14 protein-coding genes, 2 pseudogenes and 1 riboswitch are annotated in these 11,503 nt (G+C 36.4%); of the genes and pseudogenes, 15 read left to right on the top strand and 1 reads right to left on the bottom strand.

The genetic code is table 11. From position 1 onward, the window contains the following. Positions 1 to 99 precede the first annotated feature (99 nt). The 7 genes and pseudogenes from AC1DUW_RS14115 to AC1DUW_RS14085 all read left to right on the top strand — a co-directional run bounded on the left by AC1DUW_RS14115 (position 100) and on the right by AC1DUW_RS14085 (position 3,422). Positions 100 to 270: a hypothetical protein gene (locus tag AC1DUW_RS14115; protein WP_161804942.1), complete on the top strand. Its 171-nt coding sequence runs from the start codon at positions 100 to 102 to the stop codon at positions 268 to 270. Between the two features lie 299 nt (positions 271 to 569). Then, positions 570 to 788, top strand: a pseudogene (locus tag AC1DUW_RS14110) (HNH endonuclease); the annotation flags it as partial. A 139-nt stretch (positions 789 to 927) separates the two neighbouring features. Further along, positions 928 to 1,146 (top strand): phage holin, encoded by a 219-nt coding sequence (locus AC1DUW_RS14105; RefSeq protein WP_053346812.1) that lies wholly within the window; start codon positions 928 to 930, stop codon positions 1,144 to 1,146. Between the two features lie 44 nt (positions 1,147 to 1,190). After that, positions 1,191 to 1,448, top strand: a pseudogene (locus AC1DUW_RS14100) (N-acetylmuramoyl-L-alanine amidase); the annotation flags it as partial. Positions 1,449 to 1,666: 218 nt separating this feature from the next. After that, positions 1,667 to 2,119 carry an ArpU family phage packaging/lysis transcriptional regulator gene (locus AC1DUW_RS14095; RefSeq protein ID WP_053346810.1) on the top strand — a complete coding sequence of 151 codons (453 nt, stop codon included), beginning with the start codon at positions 1,667 to 1,669 and terminating at the stop codon, positions 2,117 to 2,119. Next, entirely contained in the window at positions 2,119 to 2,319 is a 201-nt protein-coding gene (locus tag AC1DUW_RS14090; RefSeq protein WP_053346809.1) for a MerR family transcriptional regulator, read from the top strand. The genes AC1DUW_RS14095 and AC1DUW_RS14090 overlap by 1 nt, the downstream gene beginning before the upstream one ends. Before the next feature lie 218 nt (positions 2,320 to 2,537). Beyond that, a riboswitch (FMN riboswitch) is annotated at positions 2,538 to 2,673 on the top strand. Between the two features lie 167 nt (positions 2,674 to 2,840). After that, a complete protein-coding gene (locus AC1DUW_RS14085) occupies positions 2,841 to 3,422 on the top strand; it encodes an ECF transporter S component (protein WP_053348127.1) in 582 nt (193 codons plus the stop codon). A 128-nt stretch (positions 3,423 to 3,550) separates the two neighbouring features. On the opposite strand, the gene AC1DUW_RS14080 is transcribed toward AC1DUW_RS14085, so the two are convergent. Next, complete coding sequence (locus tag AC1DUW_RS14080) at positions 3,551 to 3,799, bottom strand: ferredoxin (RefSeq protein WP_034308087.1); 249 nt, start codon at positions 3,797 to 3,799, stop codon at positions 3,551 to 3,553. A 290-nt stretch (positions 3,800 to 4,089) separates the two neighbouring features. Here AC1DUW_RS14080 and AC1DUW_RS14075 point away from each other — a divergent pair, with 290 nt between their 5' ends. The 8 genes from AC1DUW_RS14075 (at position 4,090) to AC1DUW_RS14040 (ending at position 11,285) form a co-directional block, all read left to right on the top strand. Next, the gene (locus AC1DUW_RS14075) at positions 4,090 to 5,154 is read left to right on the top strand and encodes a YpbB family protein (RefSeq protein WP_477642785.1); all 1,065 of its coding nucleotides are present in this window, start codon (positions 4,090 to 4,092) and stop codon (positions 5,152 to 5,154) included. Then, entirely contained in the window at positions 5,151 to 6,665 is a 1,515-nt protein-coding gene (locus AC1DUW_RS14070) for a RecQ family ATP-dependent DNA helicase (RefSeq protein WP_477642784.1), read from the top strand. The genes AC1DUW_RS14075 and AC1DUW_RS14070 overlap by 4 nt, the downstream gene beginning before the upstream one ends. Further along, on the top strand, positions 6,655 to 7,254 hold the full coding sequence (locus tag AC1DUW_RS14065; protein WP_477642783.1) for a lysostaphin resistance A-like protein: 600 nt from the start codon (positions 6,655 to 6,657) through the stop codon (positions 7,252 to 7,254). The genes AC1DUW_RS14070 and AC1DUW_RS14065 overlap by 11 nt, the downstream gene beginning before the upstream one ends. Positions 7,255 to 7,259: 5 nt before the next feature. Next, entirely contained in the window at positions 7,260 to 8,099 is an 840-nt protein-coding gene (locus AC1DUW_RS14060; RefSeq protein ID WP_477642782.1) for a LysM peptidoglycan-binding domain-containing protein, read from the top strand. A gap of 159 nt (positions 8,100 to 8,258) precedes the next feature. After that, entirely contained in the window at positions 8,259 to 8,717 is a 459-nt protein-coding gene (locus tag AC1DUW_RS14055; protein ID WP_053346804.1) for a YpbF family protein, read from the top strand. Positions 8,718 to 8,814: 97 nt separating this feature from the next. Beyond that, complete coding sequence (locus tag AC1DUW_RS14050; RefSeq protein WP_477642781.1) at positions 8,815 to 9,630, top strand: metallophosphoesterase; 816 nt, start codon at positions 8,815 to 8,817, stop codon at positions 9,628 to 9,630. A gap of 100 nt (positions 9,631 to 9,730) precedes the next feature. Continuing rightward, complete coding sequence (locus AC1DUW_RS14045; RefSeq protein WP_053346803.1) at positions 9,731 to 10,621, top strand: MerR family transcriptional regulator; 891 nt, start codon at positions 9,731 to 9,733, stop codon at positions 10,619 to 10,621. An 88-nt stretch (positions 10,622 to 10,709) separates the two neighbouring features. Then, positions 10,710 to 11,285 (top strand): genetic competence negative regulator, encoded by a 576-nt coding sequence (locus tag AC1DUW_RS14040; protein WP_053346802.1) that lies wholly within the window; start codon positions 10,710 to 10,712, stop codon positions 11,283 to 11,285. Positions 11,286 to 11,503: the final 218 nt, after the last annotated feature.

Below are 11,503 nucleotides of genomic sequence, written 5' to 3'. Positions count from 1 at the left end.
TGATAACATTTAAGTATTAAAAGCTATGACTATTAATCTATTTGATTATTATAGATATTAGTTATAATTAAGTGGAATCACGTGGTAAGGAGTGTAACAATGAAACTTTTCTTGAATTTAGTGCTAGGTGTAGTTATAAGTGTGGCAATATTTTTTCTATTATTAACTGCTTTTAGCGAAGATGTTGGACCATTTTTCATTATAACTGTTTTAATTGGTCTTGTTTTAGGACTACAAATTTATATTCTTAGTAAAATCAAAAACATTTAATGAGAAAAAATAGCTACCCTAGGGAGTTCTAAAGATAACTAAGAATCTCTAATTGAGTTTTTTCAAAACGTCTATCAAATGATAGGCGTTTTTATATTGTATTATTCCCCCAATATTTGAACAAATCAAACGTTTAGACTTCTAGTTGGTAACGCGATTAGATATTTAGTTAGGGAGGTAGGTGGTAATTGGCTTAGTACAAGACAGAAGCACAGAAGAAGAAGTTCTATCGTACCAGTGAATGGAACAAGCTAAGGCATAAAGCATTAGAGAGGGACAACTATGAATGCCAACAGTGTAAGCGTGAAGGCAAGGTGCATGTGGACTCTAAGAAAGTTGAWGGTGAAAGGAAGAGTATAGAGCTCAATGTCCATCATAAGTACGAGATTGAAGATTATCCGCAGCTAGCTTTGGTATTGGATAAMCTTACAACATTATGCCTGAACTGTCATAACAAAATACACAATAGAGTATTTGGAGACCAGAAAAAGAAAAAATGGGACGACGAGATGTGGTAACACCCCCCACCAAAAGTTTTTGTGGAATTAAAAAATCCCGGGGACCGGGGAGGGGGCTCTGTCGTCCAAAAAAAATTTAAAAAACCATTGCTATATTAGGGGGTTAAAAAAATAGAGGGGGGTGTAACAATATGTAGCAATGATTGGCGGTGCATTGGGTGCACTGCTTTTATTTTTTCAATCACTCGGTTATCAGGTTGAATGGTTCAATGAAGATACGATAAATTCATTCACTAACTTCCTAACAGCGATTGTGCCCCTTGGTTTTGCTTTATATGGAGTTTATAAGAATCAATATTTAGTAACCAAGAAAGCTCAGAAACAAGAAGAAGCATTGAAAAAACAAGGATTAAAATAAGCTGCCCATTGGGTGGCTTTTTATTTTAAATTAAAAGGAGACGATGGGATGCTGACTTTTTCCTATCAATCCACATTAACGCTGGTGGTGGAACAGGATACGAAGATTATATTTACACTTCAGCAAGTGCTATGGCAAAAGAATATCAATCCACCAACCATGTAGAAATAATGAAGCAAATTGATATGAAAGATCGCGGTAAAAAATCAGCTAACTATCAGGTGCTTCGTACTAGCTCTATGCCTGCAATTTTAACTGAATGTGGATTTATTGATAATGCTGGGGATGCAGCTAAATTAAAACAAATCGGAAATGATGGAACGGCTAATGTTTCTCCGAATCAGATGACTCTGGAAGACGTAACTGAAGAAGAAAATGGCCGATTCGAGGCTGAACCTGACACCCAAAAGGAGGATGACGATCCGTTCGCTACTGACCTAAGTGATGATGATTCATTAGAATAATTTGTTTGGCCCTAGGCTTCGGCCTGGGGAACCTCTTAGGGAATTGGGGGAAGACAATGAGCTTTGAACTACCTGAATTAGACAGAAAAGAAACCCAGAAAGCATTGGAAGAAACGCTGAAGAAATATAGATTATATAAATACTTATTATATGAAGAAAGAGAAGCTTCAGTCACATCAAGCCCAGAAGTAAGATATCATGGTCCTACTAACCAGACTGGTGATCAGACAGGAAGTATTGCCATTTATAACACTGACCAACAGACATATAGAAAAAATTTCTGTAAACGTTTAGAATGTGCTGTCAGTCGCTTACCTAAGTTGGAAAGATTTCTGATTGAAGAAAGATACATGCAAGAGGAGTCGGACTATCTGACAGATTACAATGTGTATTGTTTTAAGTTTCAACCGGCTATATCCGAAAAAACATACTCGAAAATTCGTTGGAAGGCTTTTTATAAAGTTGCATTAAATTTAAATATAGCTGTGTTAATAAATAAGGAGGTTTGATGATGGGGCTAATCAACAGAGACGAATATCCCGAAGCACTTGAGCCTAAAGACATTCAAGAAATACTTAAGCTAGGAAGAAGACAAACTTATGAGTTACTGGCTGATGCTCCATTCCGAGTACTAAAGGTCGGGAGGAATTATAAAATACCAAAGCATGTCTTTTTTAATTGGTTTGAAGGGAGTGGAATAAAGAATTAAAGCCGTAGATTTATTTCTTGCTTTTTTTAAAATACGTGATAAAATCTAAGCAGTTAAGTGGTTGAGAAACGGTAGGTTTTTGGTAGGAAACTTGGTAGGATAAGCGAGTTTTTGAGGTGATTAGGGGAAACATAATAAATCGCCTTTACTAATGAAATGCTGATACAAAGCTACTTAACGCACCTTTCGGAAACGAAAGGAAACTAAAAATTTTATAGGTCTATCTTCGGGGCGGGGTGTAATTCCCCACCGGCGGTGATGAAGAAATAATTCTTCTAAGCCCGCGAGCCTTACGGGGCAGGATTTGGTGTGATTCCAAAGCCGACAGTATAGTCTGGATGGGAGAAGATGGAGGTTCCTGATTGCGTTCAAACAGTCATTTACTGAACGTTTGTTTGATGAAACCTTTAATTTATCCCTTTAATTCGGTCGGAATTAAAGGGTTTTTTATTGAACATCAACATGATGAAGGAGCACTAACCTCTTTTTCGGGTAGATCAGAAAAAGAAGGAGAGAGAACTATGAAAAAGAACAAAGTGAATAAAATGGTCACACTGGCAATGTTGGGAAGCATTTCATATCTATTGATGCTTTTGAATTTTCCGTTTCCAGGATTTCCACCTTTTCTGAATGTTGATTTTAGTGACATTCCAGCACTGATGGCAGCATTGATTTTCGGTCCGATGGCTGGAATTCTAGTTGAATTTCTTAAAAACCTATTGGATTTAGTCATGACAGGGACAATGACTGCTGTACCTGTGGGGCATATCGCTAACTTTATAGCAGGAATACTGTTCGTCTTGCCAACTTACTATGTATTTAAAAAAATCAATTCAAAAAAAGGGATGACTTTCGCTTTACTTGCTGGTACAGTTACCATGGCGGTAGTTATGAGTGTTTTAAACTATTATGTCTTTTTACCGGCATATACCTTCTTTATGGGATGGGATGCAATGTCAGCACCCGAGTCAAGGAAGTTCGTAACGACGGCAATCTTACCTTTCAATGTGATTAAAGGCGTGCTTATCACTTCTGTATTCATGTTGTTGTTTATTAAATTACAGACATGGATCAATAAGCAAGTATTATATAAAAATGCTTAATGGCATTAACTATAGAACACAAAAAACCGGATATTTATGTCCGGTTTTTTGTCTGTTTAATTTGGTTAGTAGGGGAAGGGATATAAGTAGCAAAAAAAGCCATTTTCGATTGAAAATGGCTTGTACCTTTATTCGAATTTTAGTGCATCCCCGTCAAATGCCTCGTCAGCAACTTTAATAGAATCTGTTGGACATCCTTCAAATGCGTCCATCATGTCATCTATAAGTACATCTGGAATTTCAACGATACCTTCGTTATCGTCAAGGGTAACAAATGCAATCCCTTCGTCATCATAATCATATATATCCGGTGCTGCTGCTCCGCAAGCTCCACAAGCGATACATGTTTCTTTATCAACAATTGTAAATTTAGCCATGAATATAACCCCTCCTAAGTTGATTAACAACTGATAATCTTTTTATTTCAGATTATTATCTCTTTCCTATTGTAAGACCGAATGCCAAACTTTTCAATAGAAATTGTATTGATACTAACTATTATGATGTGGAATGTCAATGATAAATATAGAAAATAGTATTTTGATCTTTGCTTTCATTCGTCATTTAGTCACAATTTCTTATGGTATTTATCATTAAAAACGGCGATTTTTGCAGTTTTTTGATACAATAGGGTTAATTGGTTAATTGAAACAAGGATGTGAGTCCCATGAATAATTATCTACAAGTAATCATTCTATATGCAATAAAAAAATTTCAAGGCGAACGTTCTATTTATGCTATTTATCATATGCTACAGGGCAAAAAGTCGTCACAGACAATCCAGGATGCCCACTTATTCGGGTTAACGAATATTTTTGGGACAATACCTCGTTTTACCCGACAACAATTAAATCAAAACATTCAACTATTTCATGAGCATAATTTCATTGAGATAACCGATAAAACCGATGCTTATATAATCAGTGGCCAAGGCGGGAGAAAGTTAACCGATTATTTGAAGAAGAATCCTTTTCCAACATCCTTAAATGGCTGGAAATATCAAAATATCACCCCGATATTCTGGGGGAGATTAAACTTACTCATACAAACTATATCCCATATTGTCCACAATGAAAGACGTTTTTATCCTATACAACGAAACCCCAAAATCCAATGTTTTGTAAAGGAATTCTTACAAAACAATCGCCAGGACCGAGGGTTGATTGCGCAGCATCTTTATGAAGAACTGATATCGTTATTAGAGCTGCAAAGTAATTTAAAACGAGATATTTTTATTTTGAAATTAACAGGGGTAAACAGGATTGGACTTACGTTTGAACAGATTGCGAAAAGGAAAGATGTAGAAGAAGAGTATGTGCGCTTTACATTTCTTGACTCGTTACATCAAATGCTTGCGGAAATAGAACAGGTAACAGATTACCCTATTTTGGCATCCTTATTCAGTGATTGGCAAAGGAGTGGCAATCCTCATTTGACTCATTCTACACAAACGACATTGCGATATATTCAAGCAGGGAAAACTTTGTTTGAAATAGCAGAAATCCGCCGTTTAAAAGTCAACACCATTGAAGATCATCTTGTTGAAATTGTCTTATCGGATAAAAGCTTTCCAATTGCTGAATATGTATCCCATGAGGATGAAGGGGAAATCATCGCTGCAATTAAGGAACTCAATACCAAGCAGCTAAAGGCAATCAAACAGGAAGTTGATAATAAACAGATTAGTTTTTTCCAAATAAGGCTTGTACTTGCGAAATTGGGTAATGGATGATGAATTTAGAGCATGTCTTAAAAGAAAAATTTGGATTTGATAAATTCCGTCCAGGACAAAAAGAAGTGATTGAATCATTGATGTCTGGCTGTCATACTTTAGCGATGTTGCCAACGGGGTCAGGTAAGTCATTGTGTTATCAGTTGCCTGCTTACCTTTTGAATAAGACGACCTTAATAGTTTCCCCGTTATTATCTTTAATGCAGGATCAGGCAGATCAGCTCAAAATGAGAGGTGAAAAAAGTGTATTAACCCTTAATTCTTTTTTGACGTTAAATCAAAAAAGGGAGGCTTTCGATCGCTTACATATGTATCGGTTTATTTTTTTATCTCCTGAAATGCTTAGCCTTGAGGGTGTGATAAAGTCTTTAAAGACCTTAGAAATAGGTTTGTTTGTCATTGATGAAGCACACTGTATCTCACAATGGGGGTATGATTTTCGACCTGATTATTTGAATTTAGGAGAAGTTAGACGTGAGTTGAACAATCCATTAACGCTCGCCTTAACGGCAACTGCAACAAAAGAAGTGCGGAAAGATATCATTGGAAAACTCAATATCAATCAAGCTAAAGAAACCGTATCATCTGTAGATAGGGATAATATTGCCATACTTTCTGAGAGACTTTTCAGCTACGAAGAAAAGCTATTCCGTGTTCTGGAGCTTGTCAGAAAATTCACGGGGAGTGGCATTATTTATTTTTCATCTAAAAAGGTGGCAGAAGCCGTCACTGGATTTTTACAGGAAAACGGGGTAGATAGCGTCAATTTTTATCATGGCGGCATGGATCAGGACCAAAGAATGCTTATTCAGCAGCAATTCATTTCTGGCCAATTAAAAATAATATGCGCAACGAGTGCTTTTGGCATGGGTGTAAATAAATCGGATGTCAGATATGTTATCCATTTTCATATGCCCTCTACAATGGAATCTTATTTGCAGGAAATAGGTAGGGCGGGGCGTGATCGGAAACAAAGTGTAGCAGTCTTATTATATAGTGAAGGAGATGAAGGGCTTCCCCTTCATTTGATGGAACAACAATTGCCGTCCGATTTGCAAATAGAGGGTGTGTGTTCCTTCCTGAGCGAAGCACAAAAGATAGGAGCAAATTTGACTCTTTCTGAAAAAGAACAGCTGTCTCAATCTTTTTCCTTAAATGATATTCAGCTTCGTTTTTTTACACAGTTTCTTACAGGAAATCAGGATCCTTTACAGCATGTGGAAGAGATGAAAGAGTATTGTCAAAAGAGAAAGTCCCGGAATCAGGAAAAATTGCATAGATTTCTCAATTGGATATATGCTCAGGAATGTCGCCGTTTGGGAATTCTGAATTACTTTGATGAAAAGCAGCAAAAGTTGAATCCTTTCTGCTGCGACTTCTGTGGAATGGATGCGAATAAGATGATCGATTTATTGCCCGCAGTGAAGGTAGAACAAGTTAATTCTTATACCACTTGGAAACAGGAATTGGCTTTTATCTTATTAAAGAAGGAAAATTGGGATGAAAAATAAGCAAGCTGAATTAATAAAACAGCTAACAGATAAGCAGTTGCTATATAATTTGTTTCTTACACAAATTATTCTCTTAACGTTAGCCTTTTTTTTAGGTATTATTTTATTTAATGAACGTTCTACTTTTTTCGAATTATTTATCTTCAATGACCTTAATATTTTGTTATTTGGTATCCCGGCAGGAATTATAGTCGTTCTATTTGATGTATTTATGATGAGAGTGACGCCATCATCCTATCAAGATGATGGTGGGATTAACGAACGCATTTTCAGTAGTCTGTCTTACTCGATGATTTTTGTTGTTGCTTTAGTGGTAGCGATAAGTGAGGAATTATTATTTCGTGGAGTGTTACAAACTCACCTTGGTTTACTTTGGACGAGTATTATTTTTGCTGCGGTTCATTATCGCTATTTATTTAATTGGTTTTTATTTTTAAATGTTTTGGTTTTGAGCTTCTTTATCGGGTTTCTGTTTGAATGGACAAATAATTTACTGGTGACGATCACGGCCCATTTTTTGATTGACTTTATCCTTGGAGTATTAATCAGGAGGAAAAAAGCAAAGCGGGTTGAGCAAGAAAGGGGGTGACCTATATGAATGATGTAAAAAAGAATGGGAAAGACAAAGATCAGGCTGGTGAACTTCGGACGCGAGTCGAACGTCAGAAGGCGAAGTCATCTCTGCCAAAGCGTAGCCAAGTCCATCAGAATAAAAAGAAAAAAAGTAAAGTGAAGATTAAGTTTCCGATGATTAAGTTATTATCGTTGTTTTTTATCTTGCTTCCGATAGGATTTTACAGTCTTAATACATATCTTCAAGAAAAACCTGAACGTCATACAAGAAGTGATCAAGTAGTGAACTATAATGAAAATGAAGACGCTGATAAAGAAACGATACCAACTACAGCAACTGCAGATGATTTAAAAGATAATGATTTGGAGAAAGAAGCAAAAAATTCAGCCAAGTCTGAAGCAGAGAAGAAGAAAGAAAAAGAAAAGCAGAAGGCTGAAGAAAAGGAACAAGCAAAGAAAAAGGCTGAAGAAAAAGAAAAAGCGCAGCAAGAAGCTGAAGAAAAGGCTAAGGCAAAGCAAATAGCTGAAGAAAAAGCTAAGGCAAAGCAAATAGCTGAAGAAAAAGCCAAGGCAAAGCAAATAGCTGAAGAAAAAGCCAAGGCAAAGCAAATAGCTGAAGAAAAAGCCAAGAAAGAAGCAGCAGAAGACAAAAAAACAACGGAAAGAGCACCAGCAGTCAAGCCAAATAAGGATGAATATAAGGTTGTCTTACATACTGTTAAAGCGGAAGAAACATTATTCCGAATTTCCATGAATTACTACAATTCACAGGAAGGAATTGCTCTAATTAAGGAGTGGAACGGCCTGAATGGCAATGAAATTTCCAAGGGCCAGGTTTTAAAAATTCCAATAAAGAAATAGAAATAATAATGAACACTCTGTCTTTTGAGGCAGGGTGTTTTTACTTTCATACAGCTTTTCTTTGTTCCGCAAAGAGGCTAATCATGCCTAGTTATTTATCATTTTTTTCTGGACAATCTCATATTATCACTTAAAGGGTAGTTATGAGGGGGAAAGAAAATGGAACCTACAATTATTTTATTGGATGAAAAAACGGATCAAGCAACAAAGCAAATGCTGCAGAACGTTGTAGATCGAAAAAAAAAGTTCGAGGCTCTAAAAAAGAAACATCTTCATAGTTTATGGGCAACAATGATTATTGCTGCTCTTTTTTTGGTTTATCTTTATTTTTATATTGTAGTTCCTTATTCCTATTCTTTTTTTAAGATGTTTAGTGTTTTTGTTGACCATTTCAGCCATTTTCTATTTTTAGCAGCAGCATTTGGGTTATATGGATATATGATATTAATTAAAAAGAAGCTTGATAAAGCTGAGAAGGAGTTTCAGTTGCTTCGTTGCGAAATCATTAATAAAAGTAAGCAGCTGTGGGAAAAAGAGGATGAATGGAAAAGTCGCCATAAGGTTTTTGAAATGATGAAGAAGAACTATGATATAAACTTATATCATGAAAATAAATGATTATTCGCTTTAAGAATATTTAATTGCGGGTAATATGGTTTTATGTTTATATGAAGGTAACTATTGCCATTTGTAGAGAAAGAAGGTTTAACGGAAGATGTTATTGGTATATGGATTATTTTTAGGCTTAATTCTGCTGTTATTTGCTACTGTTATACATATGTGGCGTACGGCAAATCAGGATAGGATAATTTTTCAAGACTTATATTTCAACGACTTTCCTGAAGGATTTGGCGATGTCCGGATTTTTTTTATATCTGATCTTCATCGACGGATCGTGTCGGATAAATTGATTGAGGAAGCCCGCGGTAAAGCAGATATGGTTATTATCGGTGGTGACATCAGAGAAAGTGGGGTTCCTCTGGAGAGAGTTGAAAAAAATATTTTGAAATTAAAAGGACTTGGTCCCCTTTATTTTGTTTGGGGAAATAATGATTACGAAGGAGACTTTCATGAGCTAGATGCATCACTTCTAAAGCATGGTGTGAAAATTCTGGATAATACAGCCGTTTCTTTTGAGTCCCAAAAAGGGGAGAAGTTTGCTCTCTTAGGTATTGATGATATATCAGTAGAAAGAGATAGGCTTGACCTTGCTCTATCAGATTGCAGAAATGAGCCATTCCGGATTTTGGTCAGCCATAACCCGCTAGTAAAAAAACAATTAACACCAGAACATCATATAAGACTTGTCCTATCAGGTCACACCCATGGAGGACAGATTCGGATATTCGGGCTTGGGCCATATCAGATCGGTAGTATAAAAAAAGAGGGTGACTGCTTGTACATGACGAGTAATGGTTATGGGACAAGCGCAGTGCCATTAAGACTTGAAGCGAAGCCAGAAACTCACCTTTTTACGCTAAAAAGAGGAAAACATACGCAAATTGGCGAAGCCGTGGAAAAGACCTATTAAGCTGCCTTCTTAAACAAGCATATCGAAATTTTACAGAGTTGAAAGAATCCACTATAATTTCAACAAATGAATGTTCTGTTATTGGAGGCTTTGTAAAACCATGCAAGAAGGTAAATATAATATTAAGGCAGTTTCAAAACTGCTAGGTATTCAGTCGGGTACTTTGAGGGCATGGGAAAGGCGCTATCAATTTATTGAACCTGTCAGAAATGATTCAGGTCACCGGCTGTATACAGAGAAACATCTCCAAACCCTCAAATGGCTAATCAATAAAACAAATCAGGGCTTCACAATCAGTCAGGCTGTTTCACTACTCGAAACTAGTACTGTAGCGACTGATGTTCCTGAAACAAAACGATATAATGAGCAATCTATAAAGTTAGCGGACGAGCTACTTGAAGCTCTCATAAGTTTCAATGAAAATAAAGCTCAAATGCTGATCAGCCAAGCTTTCAGTATGTATACGATTGAACATACTGTAGTTGATGTGCTTGGTGCCATACTTGTTCAGATTGGCGATATGTGGGAAAGAGGAGAAATTACTTCTGCTCATGAACATTTTGCATCTAACATTCTAAAGTCCAGAATTAGTTCCGTAATGCATATGATTCCAACAAGTGAATTTCTTCCTAAAGCTCTTACTGTTTGTGCCCCCGGTGAAAAACATGAATTCGGCCTGTTGATTTTTACAATCTTTTTAAAGCGAAAAGGATATGAAACGGTCTATTTGGGAGAATCCATCGCCGACAAAGATCTTTTTACCGTTTTAAAAATCATAAGACCATCCTACTTATTTATGTCTTGTTCACTTAATGAAAACCTCGTAGGAACCTTAAGACTTGTCGAAGAATTAAGCCGGGATTTTCCTGATTTGAAGGTTGGGCTTGGAGGAGCGGCACTGAACCATGTATCGGATGAAATCCGAACCTCCTTCAGCAGAGTTTTAATCGGTGGATCTCAATCAGATTGGGAGGAATGGTTGAAAATTTAGAGGTTAGTGTTTGATAAATAATGGATATGCACCCTGAGACCAAGGCTTCATATGATGTATGAAGATGGTAACCAGGGGGCATTTTTTTATGAAGCTGGAGCGATTAACTAATAATAAAATCAAGATTTTTTTGACCCTTGATGATTTAATTGATAGAGGAATAACTAAAGAAGATATTTTAGGGAATTCTTTAAAAGTCCACAAGTTATTTCAGGATATGGTGGAGGAAGCGTGTGAAGAACTCAGCTTTAAAATGAGTGGTTCCATTGCAATCGAGATTTTTTCCCTGCCTGCTCAGGGGTTGATTATCATTGTAACGAAGGAAGAAGAAGAGTTATTAACAGATGAAGAAGAGTTCCTGGATTTGCAAGTGAAAATTGATGACTTCCCCCATATTCTGTATGTTTTCAATGAGTTTGAAGATATTGTTCAATTATCTCATAGATTGTCATATCATGGCTTGCTTAATAGCACTCTTTATCATTATGAGGGAAGATACTATTTACTGATTGAGAATGTCAAAGATACGACTTATGACACGGTCATCTCCTTAGCGGCTGAGTATGGCCATGCTTCAACACTTACGCTATACCGCATCAACGAATATGGAACATGCATCATTGAGAAAGAAGCCATACATGTATTAATCTCACATTTTAATTAGTTGAAAAAGAGGGAGACAGGGCAGACACATATTGAACATTCCAATGCGGTTTGCCTTATTCGTCTCAAATTCCCTGTTTAAGAAAAAGTATAGGAAAAGAAGCAAGAAAACCCTTGGTATGATAACGTTTTCATTTTTTGAATATTTCCAACTTTTAAATTCCCATTTTTACTCTTGCATAAATATAACGAAGGTGTATACTAGCACTTGAAGAGGAC

It is taken from the genome of Peribacillus sp. P4_C12 (genome assembly GCF_056402095.1).
The sequence above is the reverse complement of the archived record's forward strand: the minus strand, read 5'-3'. Positions and strand labels throughout refer to the sequence as shown.

Bases quoted from the DNA above. Each gene is read 5' to 3' on its own strand.
- AC1DUW_RS14065 (WP_477642783.1), top strand. From the start codon at position 6,655: ATGAAAAATAAGCAAGCTGAATTAATAAAACAGCTAACAGATAAGCAG.
- AC1DUW_RS14050 (WP_477642781.1), top strand. From the start codon at position 8,815: ATGTTATTGGTATATGGATTATTTTTAGGCTTAATTCTGCTGTTATTT.
- AC1DUW_RS14080 (WP_034308087.1), bottom strand. From the start codon at position 3,799: ATGGCTAAATTTACAATTGTTGATAAAGAAACATGTATCGCTTGTGGA.
- AC1DUW_RS14095 (WP_053346810.1), top strand. From the start codon at position 1,667: ATGAGCTTTGAACTACCTGAATTAGACAGAAAAGAAACCCAGAAAGCA.
- AC1DUW_RS14090 (WP_053346809.1), top strand. From the start codon at position 2,119: ATGATGGGGCTAATCAACAGAGACGAATATCCCGAAGCACTTGAGCCT.
- AC1DUW_RS14105 (WP_053346812.1), top strand. From the start codon at position 928: ATGATTGGCGGTGCATTGGGTGCACTGCTTTTATTTTTTCAATCACTC.
- AC1DUW_RS14070 (WP_477642784.1), top strand. From the start codon at position 5,151: ATGATGAATTTAGAGCATGTCTTAAAAGAAAAATTTGGATTTGATAAA.
- AC1DUW_RS14060 (WP_477642782.1), top strand. From the start codon at position 7,260: ATGAATGATGTAAAAAAGAATGGGAAAGACAAAGATCAGGCTGGTGAA.
- AC1DUW_RS14115 (WP_161804942.1), top strand. From the start codon at position 100: ATGAAACTTTTCTTGAATTTAGTGCTAGGTGTAGTTATAAGTGTGGCA.
- AC1DUW_RS14085 (WP_053348127.1), top strand. From the start codon at position 2,841: ATGAAAAAGAACAAAGTGAATAAAATGGTCACACTGGCAATGTTGGGA.
- AC1DUW_RS14075 (WP_477642785.1), top strand. From the start codon at position 4,090: ATGAATAATTATCTACAAGTAATCATTCTATATGCAATAAAAAAATTT.
- AC1DUW_RS14055 (WP_053346804.1), top strand. From the start codon at position 8,259: ATGGAACCTACAATTATTTTATTGGATGAAAAAACGGATCAAGCAACA.
- AC1DUW_RS14045 (WP_053346803.1), top strand. From the start codon at position 9,731: ATGCAAGAAGGTAAATATAATATTAAGGCAGTTTCAAAACTGCTAGGT.
- AC1DUW_RS14040 (WP_053346802.1), top strand. From the start codon at position 10,710: ATGAAGCTGGAGCGATTAACTAATAATAAAATCAAGATTTTTTTGACC.